The following is a 17,289-nucleotide window of genomic DNA, read 5'->3' on the forward strand; positions in this document are numbered from 1 at the left end:
CTTTAGGAACGCTTCATTTTCTGTTCCTTGGCCAGCCGCCGCAGAATCATGTTTCGGCGCAAGGTGGACAGATGGTCCACAAACAGCACGCCTTCCAGATGGTCGATTTCATGTTGCATGCAGGTGGCCAGCAGACCGTTCACTTCACGCTCCATGAGGTCCCCGTCAACATTCCGCCATTGTACACGGACCTGTTCAGGGCGAGTGACTTCTGCATACTGGTTAGGCAGGGAGAGACAGCCTTCTTCCCGTGCGGCCAATGTTTCTGACTCTGCCACAACTTCCGGGTTGATCATGATAATGGGCTCGCGGGCATCTTTTTCACCCAGATCCACCAAGGCAAAGCGGAGGCTTAGGCCAACCTGCGGTGCAGCCAGGCCGATGCCGGGCGCTTCATACATGGCAGAGAACATGCTGGGCAGAATACGGCGGATTTCTGCCATGTCTTCGGGTTTGACCTCGCGCGTTTTGCGCCGCAGCACGGCATGCGGGGCAACGAGGATCGGCATGGGCGCGGCCTCGGCCGCTGCAGCGGCAATGGCTGCGTCTGTCAGAGCTGCGTTTGTCATATGCTCGATTTAGCGCCCCCGGCTTCAGGATGCCAGAGGCAACAACAGCATGGCGGCACAAAACGTGTGAAATATGCCGCACTGTGGCACGGAATGTTCACAAATGGTCCAAAAGGAGAGCCTGAGAGCGTGTGGTAAGGCGCGCGCCGTCTTGCGTTGCGGCGCAGGTCTCCCATATCGTGAAGAAACCGGATGCCATAAGGGTCCGGTCCTGTCTCGCTCAGAAAGGAGGAGGCTCTATGTCAGGCAGAGTATTTGGCTCGCCCATGTTTCTGGGGTTTGATCATCTTGAACAGATGCTTGAGCGCGCCAGCAAAGGGGCAAGTGACGGTTATCCGCCCTACAATATTGAGCAGATGGCCCCTAACAAGTTGCGCATCACGCTGGCAGTTGCCGGGTTCAGGATGGATGACCTGCAAATTACGCAGGAAGATAATCAACTGGTTATCCGTGGGCGGCAGGTTGAAGATGCGGAGGAACGCGTTTTTCTACACCGAGGGATAGCGTCCCGCCAGTTTCAAAAGGCGTTCGTGCTGGCTGAAGGCATAGAGATAGGCGGAGCATGGCTTGATAACGGACTTTTGCATATTGATCTGTTCCGTCCGCAACCGGAAGTGCGTGTAAAGCGGATTGAGATCATGCAGGCTGGCCAGAAGGCGCATCCTGTTAACGGCGCAGCCGCCCTGAAACCGCGTTCGGCCCGTGTGCTGCATACGGTGGATGAAAGAGAGGGCAACTGAAGGCCTTGCTCCCCCTTTTTTTGAAAGGAAAAGGGGATGGAAGGTGGTTGCAGTATTGATTTTGGCAAGGATCAAGGAGGGCACTATGAGAGTCACGACCCAGAATGGACGTGTTGAGCTTGTGCCAGATCAGCCGGAAACACCGGTTGATGTCCACCAGCTTTCTGAAAATCAGTTCCGGTCTCTAGGGCTGGAAAATGTTGCTTACATTCGCCCCGCCCTAACAGAAGATGGCGAGGAAGGCTGTGCCATCCACGCCGCCGATGGCTCACCTTTGGCCGTGGTGGATGATATGGAAACGGCATGGGGAATTATCCTTCACCATGACATGATCCCTGCCAGCCTACAGTAACAATTCCTTTGAACTATAAGCTATCTAGAGTGCGTACACTGAACCATGAATCGTGTGGGTGACATGGGGCATGGATGACGCTATGAACAGCGATATTTTTCAGGCCTATGTTAGAGCATGATCTCGTGCCGACGCTGAGCCTAGGGGATATCGTCGCGCTGGACAATCTGCCCGCCCACAAGGTTGCGGGGGCGCGAAAGGCGATCGAACGAATGGGGGACAGATGATGTTCCTGTCTCCCTATAGTCCCGATTTCAACCCGAGCAAAATGTGAGCCTGAATAAAGTGGACATGCTCTAGCTAACATTCTTGCCGCTGTCGTTTATATATTGTTTATTTAGAATTATTGTTATCCCATTCTATTTTTTCGTATACTATTTTTGCTGGATTATAGCCTAGTAAAGTCATTGTATCTACAACTCCAGGTAAACTTAAACCAGAAGCAATATCATCCGTAGATAAATGGCGAAGCCAAGCATCATCAGAACGTTGTGTAGGTGATGCTGGAGATAAATTCTTTTCAAATAATTCTTGGATTGTCGAATTGCGATTTTCTTTCAGTTCTTTATTTAAGTAGTCTGTAAAATTAAAATTTGGATATTTAAGAAAAGAGCCAACATTTCCTCCCAAAGCATGACAGGGATACTGGTAGAAATGATTGTAATCTACGCTTCCTGAAAGTTGAAGGAAATAAAGAATTTTTGAAAAAAAATTATCAGCATCATTAAGCAAGTCAGAGTGTTTCAATGATAATAATGGGATTCCTCGACTTAAGACTACTCGTAAACAATGATCGTAGATATTGCGCCATACTTCAATTCCTTGCCAAAAAGGAAAGCCTGTTGCTTTAAAGTGACTATATGCAAAAGAAAAAGGGTTTCTTGATAAAATAATAGAAGAGCATGTATCCAATCCTCCCTCCCATAACAGGGTAAGCCAGTCCGCATTTTTGGAACTGTCTAAAATAATTTCCTTCTTTGAATTTTTGGCTAGATTATAATATGCAGAAACTATCTTTTCCTTTGATTCCAGTGGTTCGGTGGGATAATTGTTCCATACAGTACAGTTATTGATAGAGGTTTGTAAACTACATAAAGAGCACCCATTCACAGTGAGATGAGCATCGTGGTTTCGATATCTGGAAAAAATGGCTAGACGATCGACTTCACCAGCGTGAAAAATATGTTCGTGGCTATTGAGCATATTGCCAACCGCAGTTGAACCGCAAAAGGGTGAGCCTAAAATAAAAACAAAACGCATATAGCAATCCTATATTCAATAGATAAAAAGTATTATACAGAATTTAAATAAAATTTCTCTATGGATTTTATATGAAATTAAAAAACCTTTCGAATTCGCCATTTTTTTTCATTTCTGGCAATAGGAAAATTGAGGCGAGAGAAAATCAAGAAATAGCATCAGGATCACATATAAAAATCAATATATTGGTAAAAAGCCTAAAAAGGGTACTCCACCTACGAAATTGTTCCGCTATGAAGGAAAAAATTTCATACTTAGCTGGATTGGATAGATGACAGAAATATCAATTTTGGTTAGAGCTAAACACGATGCAGCTTTAAATAAAACGATTAAAAGTATCGTGCAGCAAAACGTAAAATTATGTAATATATTTATAATAAACTATGGGCTTCCACAGAAAAGTCTTGATGATGTGCAAAATAATCTTAAAGATTGTGGGTATTTACAGATTGTAAATACTCAAGGCTGTTGGGCTTCAGACTTAAATATGGCTCTGGCTGACGTTGTAACGCCTTATTGTATAATTTGTAATGAGGGGACAGAATGGAGTCCTGACTATTTTAGAATGTCTTGTGTTGACTTGAAAACTATACAAAAAAAATATAATTCTATTGCCGCATATGTGTGTCGTGGAACAGAGAATTATGGTTACTATGTTCAGAATATTTTTAGAAATGAAGAAACCCATCATATTCAGCCAGCATTAGAAGAAGGCTTTGTAAATATTAGTGATATGATATTTAAAAATCAATTTTCATTAGATCAAGCTATATTCAGCACAAGTTTTGTTAAAAAAGGAAAATTTAATCCAGAACTGGGACACTATGCATACTGGGATTTCTTTTTGCAACTTATATTTCAAGGAAATATATACGCTACTAATCAACAGCACGCATTTTTACACTATGACTATAAAGAGCCATCCCCTCCTTGGGCTCAAAATAATATTTTGCAACAAGTGGATAAAAATGCAGAGACAGCTTTCCATAATCACATTTTTCGAAACGGAATAATGCCAGAATCAGCCTTTTATAATCGTGTGGCGACTGAGCGAGGATTTGGCCACGTGTATCATTTGGTTCACAATGTTACGGAGAAAATGAGTTGTTTAAACGATACCCTTATTCAGCATGAAAAGAGAATTGACTGTTTGGATAATGAACTAAATTCTATAAAAATAAATTCACATACCATGTCGGCTTTATTGAAAAAGCAAGAAGGAGTGATGGAAGATATAAGGGGAGTGTCTCAATCTATATCTTATAATGCTTTTCTACTTAAGGCGGGAAAGGTATTTGATGGTCTGGGGAAAATAAAAAGAAAATTTTTGAAAGGTGAGCACTAACATGAATGCTAAAAAACAGAATTTTCTTTTGTTCAATAAAATGTGGCGGAAGAAGGTTGAAAGTTTTGTTGAGGGGGCTGATGTTGTTTCCTGTGATGTTTTTGATACACTAATTCATCGAAAGGTTCGCAAACCAATTGATGTGTTTAGAATAGTCTCTGAGCAGATCCTAAAAGAAGAGAAATATCTGGATGAGGTAGAGGTAGTTTTTTCATTTCCCAGTTTGAGAGTATATGCGGAAAATAAGGCAAGAGAGCATGTATTTGCGCAATATGGTCATCATGAAGTATCGCTTGATGAGATATATGTAAATTTTCAAAAAATCACAAATTGTACGGATTCTCTAAAAAATTATTTAAGTGAAAAAGAAATATTTGTAGAGAATAGTATTACCTATGCTAATCCAATAATGCTAGAAATAGTAAAAAAAGCGTTAAGGGATGGGAAGAAGATTGTACTTTGTTCTGATATGTATTCTTCTTCTACAGAAATTTCAGATCGAGTGATTAATGCTGGTTACCCTGCAGGGTTGCCTGTAATTGTATCTTGTGAAAACGGATGCAGTAAACATGATGGATTTTTGTTTGATATTTTAAAAAAGAATTTTTCGATTGATGAAAAAATAGTACATATAGGAGACAATATTCATGCAGACATTAACATGGCACAAGAAAATGAGATTGATTGTCTCCATTTTACTTATAAAGATGAAATAGACGAAATATTTTTCTCTCATTTTTCTAAAGAAGAGAACGATTTCGCGAACTGTTTGTCACACGGGTTTGCCCGGTTTATTTTAATTTCTGATCCAGAGAAAGCCCATGACATTTGGTATCAAAGCGGCGTTACCGTTTTTGGTCCTCTTTTCCTAGGGTATTTTTTCTGGTTACTTGATAATCTCCAAAAAGGAGAATTTTCGAAAATTCTTTTTCTTGCTCGGGATGGATATTTTTTCAATAAAATGTTTGCAAAATGGAGCACTTCTTTAGGGGTAAATATTCCTTCAGAATATATTTATGTTTCAAGAGGCACTTTACTATACCCTAGCTTATCAGATTTGAATTGGGACCGTCTGTGGTTTCAGTTCGGAGGAAGGCGAAATAAAACATTAAATGGCATATGTAAAAAATTGGGTATATCTCTTTATTTATATTTAGAAGAAGCTGAAAGGTCAGGTATTTCAGATATAAATGAGAGCATAGAAAGTGGGGATGCTCGTATACACAAATTTTTCGTTTTGGTGGGAAAAAATTTACTTAAGGATGCTCAAAATAAAAGAAAGATTTCTAGAGAATATCTAGAGAATTATATTTCGGAAGGAGAAAAAATTGCTTTGTGTGATATTGGTTGGGCAGGAAATATTCAAGGTAGTATATCACGTATAATGCGAAGTGGCGGGATTTCCGTTGATTTGGAAGGTTTTTATTTTGGTATTTTTCCCTGGAGTCAAATGAATAATGGATTGAGAGATGTTTTTCATGGGTATTTAGTCAATGGAAGCTCTGTTCAAAATTTAAATGAAGTCTTATTAAATGGGGGTGTTGAACTTTTAGAATTTGCTACGACAGCTCCTCATGGAACAACTTTAAGCTATACAGAAAAAAACAATCAAATTTTTCCTGTGTTAGAGCAGAGTGATGATGATAAACGTGTTCAAACGCTAAGTGCTTCCATACAGGAAGGTGCATGGGATTTTGTTTCCTCTATGATGGATCTTCTTATAACTATGGATAAAAAGATCTTCCTTAGTCGTTCATGGGCTGAAGCATTCATAAATTTTGTGCAGCAACCCACCTTAGAGGAAGCACGTACTTTTGGTATAGTTACGCATTCGGATGCTCCTGGAGCAACTCTTGAGCGTAGTCATCTTGTATCGACACCCGCCTCGGAAACCCCAGAAGACGTAGAAAAAGCTAAGGAGAAATCATTTTGGAAATATGCTTTTCAAAAACTTTATGAACCGCAGGATTTATGACGGTGGGAGCAGGAGAAAGATAATTTCTCCTGCTTGTTCTTTTTGTAGTTTTTTAAAAAGAAGGTTTTTTATCAATATTTTGTTTGTACATTTCAATTATTTCATCTCTGTCTTGTATCCATCTATCTCTATCGACAATTTGCTGCTGAAGCGTTTTAATAAGATTATCTCTGTCTTGTATCCACTGATCTCTATCCTTTATCCATGTATTCCGATCGTTTACCCACTTATCTCTTTCACTTATCTGACATTCCAAAAGGTTTATGGAATTTAACTGTTTTTGCAATAATTCTTTTTGAGATAATATATTTCTGTCGGCATTTTCTAAGTGGTTAAGAGTGTTTTGCAATGGACGAATAAATAGTGGTCTGGCATGATTTTCATTGTTGATGGCAAGAACCGGATATTCTGATTGTTTTTCTCTATATGTGCAAAGGTGTTTGTTAATTATTTCTGAAAAACTTGGCTTATTCAAACGCCAAATGTAATATTCCTTAGAAAAAAGAAAATCGTAAGGTATTAAGTATCTTGTAAAAAACCATGTGTAAAAAATATCTTTTTCGTTTTCTTCTAAAGAAATAAAAGTTTCTACTGGGCTATTCCCAAAAAAAACTACAGGAATATTCCAAAATATGGCTTCAATTCCCAGACTGGAGTTTATGGTCCATAACTCTTTAACGTTAGAAAGAAAGACCAAAGGGTTAGGGTCCCTATCAGTAAGGCCACTGTATAAGGCTTTACCATTGGGATGATATCTGACTAGAATTTTATCTAAATTCAAGCGTGTGCGAGCGTGCTCTATGAGAGATAAATTGTTCCAGCCACGGTTGAAAACCAAAGCGTTAGAATCCGTCTCAATCTGTAGTGCTATTCCTAAAGGATAGTGGGGAGTAGAGTGAGTAATAGAAACATTGGCTATAAGCGATCGTATTGTTTCAGGCTGAATGTGTAATTCATTATGTGTAAACCACTCTTTAAAAGGAGTTTTTTCGGAAGCCCATAAGGTGGCAACATTTGTGTCTCCATTTACCCCATGAGTATCCCAATAAGCTGTTTGTTTGTAATAGGGTTTTCGCAAAGGGCCAATTTCATTGAAAATAAGTTGTATATTTTCTTTTTTTGCTGCATCCCTTAATGAGGCGTTATTAACCCAGGATACTAAAACAAGAGATTCACCAAAAGATTTCTTTATTTCATTTATGGTTTTTTTATAAAATAAAAACAAATCATAGCAATTGTTCTTGACGGAAAATTTGAAGCTCTCGCTTATCGAAGATTTATTTTCTATTTCTGAGAGAAAAGGGTAATAGTATATATTTTTGTGATCATTATTGCGGAGGTATGTGGGAGCATATTGATGAAATTTTTTTGACCATTCTCCAAATTCCCACCGATTTTGATCGTAAAAAGCCGTTTTATAGTAAGTCGGCATAATAATAGTTGTGGTTTCGTTCTTAAATTCGTGCAGCCATTTTTGAAGAACCCAAAAGTAATGAGCCGATGCACCCACCGGTGAAATGGGAGGTAAGACAAGGACAAAATGATGAGTCATAATACTATGGGTTCTTGTTCGCAGTTTATGCCAAGTTTTTTCATACACATTTTTTAAGGTAAAATTCTGTCGTAATTTTGAGTTAATGATATAATATTATTGGTACCATTCATTAAAAAAATTGGAAAGGCCAGCGTTACGCTGGCCCCGTATCAACCCAGCCGATATTTCCGTCGTCGCGTCGGAACACCAGATTGATCTGTTGGTTTTTGCGGTTTCGGAATAGCAGGATATTACTTGCAGCCAAATCCAGCCGCATGACAGCTTCACTCACGCTCAGGTGAGGAATGTCCGTAGTGTGTTCCGCAATAATAGCGGCGTATGTTTCCTGTTCCTCGGCTTCGTCCGTAGTTGCCTGTGTTTTGTGTGCGTGACCGTTTGCTTTGGCTTTTTTGCCACTAACGGGCTGCTGTAGCACGTAAGAGCGACCGGTTTCGGGAATGGCATCGCTTTTGGTGGCGCGGGCGTGAGAGGTAACCCGCCGGTGGTAGCGCCGCAGGCGTTTGGCAATATGTTCAGCCGCGTCATCAAACGCTGCATTGGCGTCCGCCGCTTCACCTTCACCACGTAAGGTCAGACCGCGCCCGGCATGGACGTTTATATCGCATGTGAAAAAGGAGCGCGCCTTGCTGAACGTGACTTTGGCTTCCAGTGCCTTATCAAAGTATCGGTCGGCCAGATTCCCCATATGGGTATTGACCCGGTGTTTGAGGGCATCGGACAGATCAATCTGTTTGCCGGAAACATGGATATGCATTCGGATGTCCTTTCTTGTCTGTTACAAGCAGGACCGTCGCACCTGAACCAAGGGCCACACTTTGCTGCGGCCCGTTCTCTCAGGCGCTGGCGGCTTTAACCGTCAACCATGCCAGTCTAAGAGGCTGTGCATGATCTGATTCTCATTTGGGCATGCTCTGTGGGGTGTGTCCATTCTTTTGTTACATATTTAATGCAGCATCCACACTGACGGTTCCCTCGCAGTTTGGCCTCTTTTGAAAGCGGCGCAAAAAACTGCGCGTGTGGGGTTGCTGCCTCCACGGGCTACCGCATACAAACGAAGCAGCGTTGCAAACCAGACAGGACATCATGCTTCTACGTTCAAGCCCACCTGCCAATATGCCTAAAATGCGTCGGAGTTGGCGGGCCAAACTTGTGGTGCTTGGTGTTCTGGCGGCAGGATACGGCGTCTTCATGTGGCACATGATGCATAGCAAGCCGCCGGTTATCATGGAGCGCGTGGTTATTCCTGTGGAAGTGGTCAAAAACAAGACCGGGACAGAGCAGGCTGCGCCGCCAGCACCTTCCATTCCTCTGATTCAGCCTCCGCATGTGGATATTCCGCCGCCTGTTATCCGGCGCTGAACCCTTTCCCCACAAAAGCGTAATTGCGTGACAGGGGATAGAGGGCGATCGGGCGAGAGTGCCTGTAAGCCAATGCTTGCCCGTGAGGAGGAGAGTCCTGAAAACCCTCTTTTTTGGTTATATCCTAGTTATAGCCCATTGATATTGTTACGGGCAGAAAGACGTGGAGATGGAGTCTTCGCCCCCTAATGAGCCTGTCTCCTTCATCGGTAACGGCACTTCGGCACGGTGAGATACGCTCTTGGTACGGGCTGTTGGAGGCCGAATGATCCTGATAAAGCGTGTAAGCTGTTTCCCTGAATAATTACAGAGAGAAGCTTTCGCCCAGATAGACGCGACGCACGTCTTCATGAGCCACAATTTCTTCCGGCACGCCCTGCATCAGTACCTGTCCGCTATGCATGATGTAAGCGCGGTCAATAACTTCCAGTGTTTCACGCACGTTGTGGTCTGTAATCAGCACGCCGATGCCACGGTCTTTCAGGTGAGACACAAGATCACGAATTTCGCCCACGGCAATGGGGTCAATCCCGGCCAGAGGTTCGTCCAGCAGGATGTAATGCGGCTGGCTGGCCAGAGCACGCGCAATTTCCAGACGCCGACGTTCCCCGCCCGAGAGTGCGAGAGAAGGAGAGCGACGAAGGTGAGAAATACCGAATTCGCTCAGAAGGCCATCCAGCATCACTTCCCGTTTGTCCGGGTCCTGCTCCACCACTTCCAGAGCCGCCATAATGTTCTGTTCAACATTCAGGCCGCGGAAAATGCTGGCTTCCTGTGGCAGGTAGCCAATTCCCAACCGGGCGCGGCGGTACATGGGCAACTGCGTAATATCGGCTCCGTCCAGCGTGATGGAGCCTGTATCTGGCTGCACAAGGCCCACAATCATGTAGAAGCTGGTGGTTTTCCCGGCCCCGTTTGGCCCCAGCAGACCAACGGCTTCCCCCCGATGCACTTCAATGGAAACATTCTTCACCACTTCGCGCTTCTTGTAGGATTTGCCTATTCCGTGCGCGAAGAGCCCATGCCCCGGCTTATGCAGGGCATTCAAGGTGGCCGGTTCCGGCCCGATAATGCGTTCTTCCACTGTTTCTTCAGCGGTCCAGGTAATTTCCTGAGTCATCCTTATTTCCTGTCTGACCCATCGCTGTTATTGGGCACCACAACACCGCTCACCCGGCTGCCGGGATGTTCGGTCATGGTCGCTAGGCCTGTATGCATATTAATAATGGCTGCCGCACCCTGGATCTGGTTGGCACCGCGGGTGATATGCACGTTCCCAACAATCCGTGCAATGCCGGTATCCGGCACGTAAACGCCCCGATCCCCGGTAACAATTTCTGTCTGGGTTCTGACCCACACATGGCCAAAGGCGTTCACTTTTTCCAGCTTGCCGGAGCCGCTGCTCAGTGGATCACCGGATGCCTGTTTACCTGCATCCTGCTGCCCATTCTGCGGCTGTGTCGTGTTATCAGGCGGGGCACTGTATCCGACCAGTACGTCGGCGCGGATCTGCCGTCCGTCATTGGTGGTAACGGTTGCGTTGCCGCGTCCAATGGAAATCCGCTGCTGGGAATAATATTCCATGGAATCGCGAGCCGTAAGCAGATCCTGCGGGGTCACCAGCTTCATGGCTTTCCCGTTCATGACCAGTACGGCCTGATCCATATCATATACGGCTTTATCCCCCCATGCCTGATCGGTCTGGGTGTAGATATGGACATGCCCGATCGCTTCCAGCCGATAAATCTCGTTTGCACCGGAGGAATCGGGGTCTCCTCCTGCTGTGGCTGGTTGCGCAGGTTGGGAGGGTGCGGGTGAAGCGCCGGGGGCCGTATTGGCTGGGGCAGGTGGTTTCTGGTCCGTTCCGGTATCGGGTGCCGGGGCCGCGCCATCGGGCTGGGTTTTCTTGCGGTAATAGGCAATCAGTTTATCAGCCGTTACCGTAACATCCCCACGGATGGCTTTTGCCTGATCATAGGCGGTGACTTTTTTCTGGTTCTGATCCCAGTCAAACCCACCTACGGCTGTTACCGTAATCTGCCCCCCATGCGAGAGATCAATGGACTGGGCCTGTGCCAGTCCGGGCAGGCAGGACGCCAGCAGGACGGCCCCCATAGCCACATGCGGGCGGGTGAGCAGAAGAGGGGCCGCCTTCAGGCGCGCCAAAGCAACAGACAGCATGATCAGGACGCTTTCCCATCAGCCGGATGACTGCCGCGATCATCATTGAGAATAAGGCGGCCGGGTCCACGGAACTGGGCAATGCCTTCATGCTGGGAGAGGAGGTAGCCCTTTGCATCCAGCACACCAAACGGACCTTCCGCACGCACCCAGGAATCAGACGCAATAATGCTGCGTTTGATATCAATATCCGCCACGGGACTATGCATCATCAGGCCATCATCACGATACAGGGTTACTTCTCCTGTCAGATCAAGAATATCCGCATGCTGCATGTAAACGCCTTTTTGTGAGCGCACCAGAATCCAGTCTCCGCCCTGTGTCAGAATATCGGCGGCGGGGTTTGTCAGGTCCATCCGTTCCGGGTTGGCTTGATGTGCGCTGTCTGATGTCACCATGAAGGGGCGATCATGTTCATCCACACCCCGATAGGTGGCGCCTACCAGATTGCCGCTTTCAATCTTGACCTTGGAAATTTCCCGAATGGCGGCGCTGTTGGCGTTGATCAGCCGGTCTACTTCGGGCCACACGGCAATGGAACTCAGCAGCAGCAGGGCGGTGGCGGGCAGAACCCACTTGGCCCAGCGCAGCAGGGTGCGGCGACGGGCGAGGGTTCCTGCATCCGGGGCTACGCGGCGCTGTTGGGCCGGGGCCAGCCGTTCACGCTGCTGGCGGATTGTTTCTTCTGAACGGGCAAAGTCATCCCGTTGAGGTGTTTTTCTGGGTGGTTCTGTCATCCCACACCTGCCCTTAGCAGGTCATGCACATGCACCACGCCCAGAGGTTTGCCCTCGGCACCCAGCACAAACAGGGAGGTAATGGGTCGGTCACGCTCGTTCATCAGGCGCAGGGCGTCCGCCGCAAAAACATCAGGCCCGATGGTGAGCGGAGTGCGGTTCATGACATCCTTTGCCTGCGTAATGGTAAGATCAAGGTCCAACGCCCGGCGCAGGTCGCCATCCGTGATCAGCCCCGCCAGCTTGCCATTATGGTCCAGAATACCAATGCAGCCTAGGGCTTTGCATGTCATTTCCACAATCACGTCCCGCATGGGCGTATTTTCCTGCCCGATTGGCAGGGAATTGCCGGTCCGCATGAGATCCTGCACGGTGCGCAACCGCATGCCCAGCCGCCCGCCAGGATGAAAATTCCCGAAATCGTTCGCCGTAAAGCCCCGTTGCTGAAGCAGCGCAACGGCCAGCGCATCGCCCAGGGCAAGCTGCATGATGGTGCTGGTGGTTGGGGCCAGTCCCATGGGGCAGGCTTCCGGCATGGAGGGGAGGGTGAGCGCAATATCGGCCGCCGTGGCCAGCGTGGAGGTTGCTCTGCTGGTAACGGCCAGCAAAGGCAGTTTGCAGCGGCGGGTGTGGGCGGCAATATCACCCAGTTCCGTGGTTTCACCTGAATTGGAAAAGGCCAGAACGGCGTCACCGTCCTGCACCATTCCCAGATCCCCATGGGAGGCTTCTGCCGGATGCACAAACAGGGCTGGGGTGCCGGTAGAAGCCAGTGTGGCCTGCACCTTGCGCGCAATATGCCCGGATTTACCAATGCCCGTTACAACCAGCCGTCCCGGTAGAGTGCTGATGAGGGACACGGCCTGCGCAAATGCCTGCCCCAGCCCGTTCGGGTCTTGCAGGGCGTGTTCCAGTGCATCCAGCCCCGCGCGTTCTGTTTGCAAAACCGCTACCGCGTTGGCTGTCAGCGTGGCCTGCTGGTTTGCTGCCGTTCGGGAAACGTGCGCCGAGGCGAGAAGCTCTGTCATACGAAAAAGGGTCCGGGTGAAAACGGGTTAAGATCGGTGAGAAAATATATCTGGGTCTTCATAGCCCAGAAGATCAAGCTGGGCACGGGCAGGAAGAAAATCGTAACAGGCCTGTGCCAATTCTCTGCGTCCTTCCCGCTTCAGAAGGGCATCCATCTTTTCCCATAACGCATGGAGATACAGAACATCAGAGGCCGCATACGCCAGTTGTTCGGCTTTCAGGTCCGGCGCGCCCCAGTCCGATGTCTGCTGTTGCTTGCTTAAGTCCACGCCCAGCAGTTCCCGGCACAGGGCGGCCAGGCCATGCCGATCCGTAAAGGTGCGAACAAGGCGCGCGGCAATTTTGGTGCACACCACAGGACTGACCGTAATGCCCAGCGCATGCTGGAGAATGGCGACATCAAATCGTGCGAAATGCATGATTTTGGTCACGCTCGGGTCGGCCAGAATTTTTTTCAGGTTGGGACAGTCATATCCCGTTCCGCCCAGAGAAGGAGGGATAAGCTGCACAAGATGAGCAGTGCCATCTCCGGCGGAAAGCTGCACAAGGCAGAGCCTGTCACGATAAGGCTTAAGGCCCATGGTTTCCGTATCAACGGCCACGGAGCCAGAGAACGTCACGTCATCCGGCAGATCGTTCCGATGTAATGTAATGGCACCTTCGGACGGGGGCCGGGATGAGGTCATGACCCGCTCCATATCTTTCTGTTAATCTGGCCAGAGCGATACCGCCGAGGGAAGGGATTGTCCATTCCGGCGCTTCTGCATCCTGTTTCAGGCGATTTGATGGTGAGCGCAGGATACTCTCTGTCATGATTTCTTTGGGAGAGGCTTCGTTTCGTGCTGGTTGGAGAGTCTGAAAAAATCAGCATATAGTAATTCATTTTTATTTATAAACATTATGAAAATAATTAACCGGAAATCAATGAAATAAAGAGGTAGCCAATAAGTAGTCTGTATTGTTCTGTGGGGTTATTCATTTATATACGCTCATGAAATAAAATGACTCTCTTTTCCTTTACGTATTTTTGAACTTATGTCACATAAGCGCGCTATCTTTAATCATTAAGTTGAAGCGAAAAGTTGCTTTTCTTGCAAACAGGAAAGGCCGCTTGGCGTTGAGTTGGGTGTTGCGCAAGCCGGAGGCGCCGCACCCACGATAAATTTTGGAGGAAGAAAACCTTATGCAGGATTCTGGCACGGCGCATGCCCATTTTGGATGGTTCAAGCGCCGCAGGCAGATGAAGCCCGATGATATTACCGTGGTGGATAGCGATATGCTGAAACGTGCCGTAGGAGCAGCGGCTCTGGGCAACGCCATGGAATGGTTTGATTTTGGGGTTTATGGCTACATTGCCGTCACATTGGGGCGTGTGTTTTTTCCGTCCAATGATCCCACCGCCCAGCTTCTGGCAACATTTGCAACTTTTACGGTCGCGTTTCTGGTGCGGCCCGTGGGGGGCATGGTGTTCGGCCCGCTGGGGGACCGGTATGGGCGGCAGAAAGTGCTGGCATTCACCATGGTTCTCATGGCGCTGGGCACGTTTTCCATCGGGCTTATTCCTTCCTATCACAGCATCGGGTTAGGGGCTCCGGCGCTCTTGCTTCTGGCGCGGCTTGTGCAGGGGTTTTCGACAGGCGGCGAATATGGCGGTGCTGCCACCTTCATTGCCGAATATTCCACGGACCGCAGGCGGGGCCTGATGGGAAGCTGGCTGGAGTTCGGCACCTTGGCTGGATACGTGGCCGGAGCGGGTACGGTGACGGCCCTTCAATTGGGGCTTGAAGAAAGCCAGATGCTGGCGTGGGGCTGGCGTATTCCGTTTCTGGTGGCGGGGCCGTTGGGGCTTCTGGGGCTGTATATGCGCATGAAGCTGGAAGAAACTCCGGCCTTTCAGGCGTATGCGGAGCAGGCCGAAAGCCGCGAGCATGACAAACCCGGCTGGACGGAACTGCTGCGTGTACATTGGCCACAACTGCTGAAATGCGTGGGGCTGGTGCTGGTCTTCAACGTAACGGATTACATGCTGCTGACCTACATGCCCAGTTATCTGAGCGTCACGCTTGGCTACCCGGAAAGCAAAGGCCTGTTGCTGATCATTATTGTCATGCTGATCATGATGCCGCTGAACGTGGTGGGTGGTCTCTTTAGTGACAGATTGGGGCGCAGGCCCATGATCATCGGGGCCTGTCTGGCGATCCTGCTGTTGGCTGTTCCCTCGCTTCTATTGGTGCAGAGCCACAATAATATTCTTATTTTTCTTGGTCTTATGCTTCTTGGGCTTTCTCTGGTGTGTTTTACCAGTTCCATGCCCTCAACGCTGCCAGCTCTGTTTTATACGCCCGTGCGCTACACGGCGCTCTCTGTTGCTTTCAACCTCTCCGTTTCGCTGTTTGGGGGCACAACACCACTGGTTACAGCGTGGCTGGTGCGTACAACCGGGGATTTGATGATGCCTGCCTATTACCTGATGGGGGCAGCCGTTATTGGCATCCTGACCATGTTGACCGTGCGTGAGACAGCACGCATGCCTTTGCGTGGCTCTCCGCCTGCCGTGGCGACAGAGGCGGAAGTCAAAGCCATTCTTTCTGGCGATCACCCGATTACGGTTGATGCCACCTTGCCGCCTCTGCCCTGAAGGGGGGCGGTGAGCAGAAGAAAAATGGAAATCTGAGCGGGAAGCCCAGCCGTGGCTGGAGGGAGAGATCAAATGACAGTTCCACGCGTTGGGTGCGGTGCGGCCATCCTGCGGGAGGGCAAACTGCTTTTGGTCCAGCGGCGACGGAACCCGGAAGCGCATCATTGGGGACTGCCGGGTGGGAAGGTTGATCCGTTTGAAACAGTGCCCGCAGCCGTAGCCCGTGAAATTCAGGAAGAAATCGGGTTGAGCATCACGCCACAGGCGCTTTTATGCGTGGTGGACCAGATAGATCAGGCACAGGGGCAGCACTGGGTTGCCCCTGTCTATCTGGTGGAAGAATGGCGCGGTGAACCCGCGGTGCGGGAGCCGGAGGCACTGGCAGCAGTAGGCTGGTTTGCGCTGGATGCTCTGCCTGCTCCGTTGACGGAGGCTACGCAGCAGGCCTTGCGTGCGTTGGCCGAGCGTCGGGCATGTTTGCAAAACCAGCGGCAAAAGGGATAGCCCCGCAACCGGAACATGCGGTAGGGGAGGGGAAAGAGTGAGAGAGATCAAAGGTTCTTATGCGTAATCCCCGTTCCGGTCGTTCGTCCCGTCATCAGCGCAACCAGTCCTCTGGCGGACGGGAAGGGGGCGGCGCACCAGCCGGGAGCTGCTGGTTGTTCGGCACGCATGCCGTTGCGGCGGCGCTGGCTAATCCGCGTCGTGTCTTTCAGCGTCTGCTGGTGACGGAGGGTGATCACCCCGCTCTGCTTGCCGCGCGTGAGGCCGGAGCCAGACTGACTATTGAGCCGGAACTGGCGCAGCGCGCCAAACTGGATGAGCTTCTGGGGGCAGAGGCCGTGCATCAGGGCGTGGCTGCGCTGGTCAAGCTGCTGCCAAATCTTACACTTGATGAGGCGCTGGAACGGCCGGGGCCAGTGCTGGTGCTGGATCAGGTGACAGACCCGCGCAATGTGGGGGCCATTCTACGCTCTGCCGCCGCCTTTGGGGCTGCCTGCCTTGTGGTGCAGGATCGTAACGCGCCGGAAGAAACCGCCGTGCTGGCCAAAGCTGCTTCAGGCGCGCTGGAAACCGTGCCCATGGTGCGGGAAGTCAATCTGTCCCGTGCGATTGAAGCCTTGCAGAAAGGCGGGTGCTGGACCGTGGGGCTGGATGCAGGCGGCGGCTTGCTGGATGGTCCTTCTTTTGAAGGCCGCCGTGTGGCGCTGGTCTTGGGGGCGGAAGGCAAGGGCCTGCGCCGCCTGACGCGTGAAAGCTGTGATGAAATTGCTGGGCTGTATATGCCCGGTGATATGGAAAGCCTGAATGTTTCCGTTGCGGCGGCGGTGGGGCTTTATGAATTGGCCCGCGTGCGCATGCCCAGCACATACCAGCCCGCGGCAACAAAAAAGCCAACGTAATAACCAATATCGGCCCCATTTAGCCATTTTGCGACGGGGCCGGTATAGAGCGTGCTGCTTGAAAAGAGCAGGATGGTCAGCACGGCGGTTTCTTCCGGCGCGTTACGATCCTGCACCACAAGGCAGGCAGCCCCAAAGGCGGCGGC

The 17,289-nt window shown here is 48.9% G+C and carries 17 protein-coding genes and 2 pseudogenes; 9 read left to right on the forward strand and 10 right to left on the reverse strand.

Annotation, left to right across the window (positions count from 1 at the left end; all coding sequences use genetic code 11):
- Positions 1-2: 2 nt before the first annotated feature.
- Positions 3-569 (reverse strand): peptide deformylase, encoded by a 567-nt coding sequence (gene def / locus AD944_RS15895; RefSeq protein WP_045543034.1) that lies wholly within the window; start codon positions 567-569, stop codon positions 3-5.
- 239 nt (positions 570-808) lie between these two features.
- Here def and AD944_RS15900 point away from each other — a divergent pair, with 239 nt between their 5' ends.
- The 3 genes and pseudogenes from AD944_RS15900 to AD944_RS16885 form a co-directional block, all read left to right on the forward strand.
- The gene (locus AD944_RS15900) at positions 809-1,309 is read left to right on the forward strand and encodes an Hsp20 family protein (protein WP_045543035.1); all 501 of its coding nucleotides are present in this window, start codon (positions 809-811) and stop codon (positions 1,307-1,309) included.
- An 85-nt stretch (positions 1,310-1,394) separates the two neighbouring features.
- On the forward strand, positions 1,395-1,661 hold the full coding sequence (locus AD944_RS15905; protein WP_045543036.1) for a DUF1150 family protein: 267 nt from the start codon (positions 1,395-1,397) through the stop codon (positions 1,659-1,661).
- A gap of 73 nt (positions 1,662-1,734) precedes the next feature.
- Positions 1,735-1,923: pseudogene (locus AD944_RS16885) on the forward strand (transposase); the annotation flags it as partial.
- Positions 1,924-1,994: 71 nt separating this feature from the next.
- On the opposite strand, the gene AD944_RS16890 reads toward AD944_RS16885, so the two are convergent.
- Positions 1,995-2,921 (reverse strand): sulfotransferase, encoded by a 927-nt coding sequence (locus tag AD944_RS16890; protein WP_146881212.1) that lies wholly within the window; start codon positions 2,919-2,921, stop codon positions 1,995-1,997.
- Positions 2,922-3,192: 271 nt separating this feature from the next.
- On the opposite strand from AD944_RS16890, the gene AD944_RS15910 reads away from it, so the two are divergent.
- Both AD944_RS15910 and AD944_RS15915 read left to right on the forward strand, forming a co-directional pair.
- Positions 3,193-4,266 carry a hypothetical protein gene (locus AD944_RS15910; protein ID WP_045542140.1) on the forward strand — a complete coding sequence of 358 codons (1,074 nt, stop codon included), beginning with the start codon at positions 3,193-3,195 and terminating at the stop codon, positions 4,264-4,266.
- 1 nt (position 4,267) lies between these two features.
- On the forward strand, positions 4,268-6,241 hold the full coding sequence (locus AD944_RS15915) for an HAD-IA family hydrolase (protein ID WP_061474887.1): 1,974 nt from the start codon (positions 4,268-4,270) through the stop codon (positions 6,239-6,241).
- A 52-nt stretch (positions 6,242-6,293) separates the two neighbouring features.
- Here AD944_RS15915 and AD944_RS15920 read toward each other — a convergent pair whose 3' ends face one another.
- Positions 6,294-7,793 carry a GT99 family glycosyltransferase N-terminal domain-containing protein gene (locus AD944_RS15920; RefSeq protein ID WP_061474889.1) on the reverse strand — a complete coding sequence of 500 codons (1,500 nt, stop codon included), beginning with the start codon at positions 7,791-7,793 and terminating at the stop codon, positions 6,294-6,296.
- 136 nt (positions 7,794-7,929) lie between these two features.
- Positions 7,930-8,550 carry a ribosome hibernation-promoting factor, HPF/YfiA family gene (hpf, locus tag AD944_RS15925; RefSeq protein ID WP_045542144.1) on the reverse strand — a complete coding sequence of 207 codons (621 nt, stop codon included), beginning with the start codon at positions 8,548-8,550 and terminating at the stop codon, positions 7,930-7,932.
- Between the two features lie 329 nt (positions 8,551-8,879).
- On the opposite strand from hpf, the gene AD944_RS15930 reads away from it, so the two are divergent.
- Positions 8,880-9,155 carry a hypothetical protein gene (locus tag AD944_RS15930; RefSeq protein ID WP_061138862.1) on the forward strand — a complete coding sequence of 92 codons (276 nt, stop codon included), beginning with the start codon at positions 8,880-8,882 and terminating at the stop codon, positions 9,153-9,155.
- Between the two features lie 304 nt (positions 9,156-9,459).
- Here AD944_RS15930 and lptB read toward each other — a convergent pair whose 3' ends face one another.
- Genes lptB through AD944_RS15955 form a run of 5 tightly spaced genes read right to left on the reverse strand, consistent with a single transcriptional unit; the run spans position 9,460 to position 13,788 of the window.
- Entirely contained in the window at positions 9,460-10,275 is an 816-nt protein-coding gene (lptB, locus tag AD944_RS15935) for an LPS export ABC transporter ATP-binding protein (RefSeq protein WP_045542145.1), read from the reverse strand.
- A gap of 2 nt (positions 10,276-10,277) precedes the next feature.
- Positions 10,278-11,336: an LptA/OstA family protein gene (locus AD944_RS15940; protein ID WP_045542146.1), complete on the reverse strand. Its 1,059-nt coding sequence runs from the start codon at positions 11,334-11,336 to the stop codon at positions 10,278-10,280.
- 2 nt (positions 11,337-11,338) lie between these two features.
- A complete protein-coding gene (gene lptC / locus AD944_RS15945) occupies positions 11,339-12,073 on the reverse strand; it encodes an LPS export ABC transporter periplasmic protein LptC (protein WP_035378121.1) in 735 nt (244 codons plus the stop codon).
- A complete protein-coding gene (locus tag AD944_RS15950) occupies positions 12,070-13,101 on the reverse strand; it encodes a KpsF/GutQ family sugar-phosphate isomerase (RefSeq protein WP_045542147.1) in 1,032 nt (343 codons plus the stop codon). Before AD944_RS15950 ends, lptC begins: the two co-directional genes overlap by 4 nt.
- Positions 13,102-13,128: 27 nt before the next feature.
- Positions 13,129-13,788 carry a ribonuclease D gene (locus AD944_RS15955; protein WP_045542156.1) on the reverse strand — a complete coding sequence of 220 codons (660 nt, stop codon included), beginning with the start codon at positions 13,786-13,788 and terminating at the stop codon, positions 13,129-13,131.
- A gap of 497 nt (positions 13,789-14,285) precedes the next feature.
- Here AD944_RS15955 and proP point away from each other — a divergent pair, with 497 nt between their 5' ends.
- The 3 genes from proP to rlmB all read left to right on the forward strand — a co-directional run bounded on the left by proP (position 14,286) and on the right by rlmB (position 17,143).
- Entirely contained in the window at positions 14,286-15,740 is a 1,455-nt protein-coding gene (gene proP, locus AD944_RS15960; protein WP_035378123.1) for a glycine betaine/L-proline transporter ProP, read from the forward strand.
- A gap of 72 nt (positions 15,741-15,812) precedes the next feature.
- Positions 15,813-16,244 carry an NUDIX hydrolase gene (locus tag AD944_RS15965; RefSeq protein WP_045542148.1) on the forward strand — a complete coding sequence of 144 codons (432 nt, stop codon included), beginning with the start codon at positions 15,813-15,815 and terminating at the stop codon, positions 16,242-16,244.
- Positions 16,245-16,303: 59 nt separating this feature from the next.
- Entirely contained in the window at positions 16,304-17,143 is an 840-nt protein-coding gene (gene rlmB, locus AD944_RS15970; RefSeq protein WP_035378126.1) for a 23S rRNA (guanosine(2251)-2'-O)-methyltransferase RlmB, read from the forward strand.
- Here rlmB and AD944_RS16510 read toward each other — a convergent pair.
- A pseudogene (locus AD944_RS16510) lies at positions 17,077-17,289 on the reverse strand (hypothetical protein); the annotation flags it as partial. The gene rlmB and the pseudogene AD944_RS16510 sit on opposite strands and share 67 nt — an antisense overlap.

Source organism: Acetobacter tropicalis, from assembly GCF_001580915.1.
In the GTDB taxonomy this organism is placed as follows: Bacteria; Pseudomonadota; Alphaproteobacteria; order Acetobacterales; family Acetobacteraceae; genus Acetobacter; species Acetobacter tropicalis.

Bases quoted from the DNA above. Each gene is read 5' to 3' on its own strand.
- AD944_RS16890 (WP_146881212.1), bottom strand. From the start codon at position 2,921: ATGCGTTTTGTTTTTATTTTAGGCTCACCCTTTTGCGGTTCAACTGCG.
- AD944_RS15920 (WP_061474889.1), bottom strand. From the start codon at position 7,793: ATGACTCATCATTTTGTCCTTGTCTTACCTCCCATTTCACCGGTGGGT.
- rlmB (WP_035378126.1), top strand. From the start codon at position 16,304: ATGCGTAATCCCCGTTCCGGTCGTTCGTCCCGTCATCAGCGCAACCAG.
- AD944_RS15965 (WP_045542148.1), top strand. From the start codon at position 15,813: ATGACAGTTCCACGCGTTGGGTGCGGTGCGGCCATCCTGCGGGAGGGC.
- AD944_RS15910 (WP_045542140.1), top strand. From the start codon at position 3,193: ATGACAGAAATATCAATTTTGGTTAGAGCTAAACACGATGCAGCTTTA.
- AD944_RS15905 (WP_045543036.1), top strand. From the start codon at position 1,395: ATGAGAGTCACGACCCAGAATGGACGTGTTGAGCTTGTGCCAGATCAG.
- proP (WP_035378123.1), top strand. From the start codon at position 14,286: ATGCAGGATTCTGGCACGGCGCATGCCCATTTTGGATGGTTCAAGCGC.
- AD944_RS15950 (WP_045542147.1), bottom strand. From the start codon at position 13,101: ATGACAGAGCTTCTCGCCTCGGCGCACGTTTCCCGAACGGCAGCAAAC.
- def (WP_045543034.1), bottom strand. From the start codon at position 569: ATGACAAACGCAGCTCTGACAGACGCAGCCATTGCCGCTGCAGCGGCC.
- lptC (WP_035378121.1), bottom strand. From the start codon at position 12,073: ATGACAGAACCACCCAGAAAAACACCTCAACGGGATGACTTTGCCCGT.
- AD944_RS15930 (WP_061138862.1), top strand. From the start codon at position 8,880: ATGCTTCTACGTTCAAGCCCACCTGCCAATATGCCTAAAATGCGTCGG.
- AD944_RS15940 (WP_045542146.1), bottom strand. From the start codon at position 11,336: ATGCTGTCTGTTGCTTTGGCGCGCCTGAAGGCGGCCCCTCTTCTGCTC.
- AD944_RS15915 (WP_061474887.1), top strand. From the start codon at position 4,268: ATGAATGCTAAAAAACAGAATTTTCTTTTGTTCAATAAAATGTGGCGG.
- AD944_RS15955 (WP_045542156.1), bottom strand. From the start codon at position 13,788: ATGACCTCATCCCGGCCCCCGTCCGAAGGTGCCATTACATTACATCGG.
- AD944_RS15900 (WP_045543035.1), top strand. From the start codon at position 809: ATGTCAGGCAGAGTATTTGGCTCGCCCATGTTTCTGGGGTTTGATCAT.
- hpf (WP_045542144.1), bottom strand. From the start codon at position 8,550: ATGCATATCCATGTTTCCGGCAAACAGATTGATCTGTCCGATGCCCTC.
- lptB (WP_045542145.1), bottom strand. From the start codon at position 10,275: ATGACTCAGGAAATTACCTGGACCGCTGAAGAAACAGTGGAAGAACGC.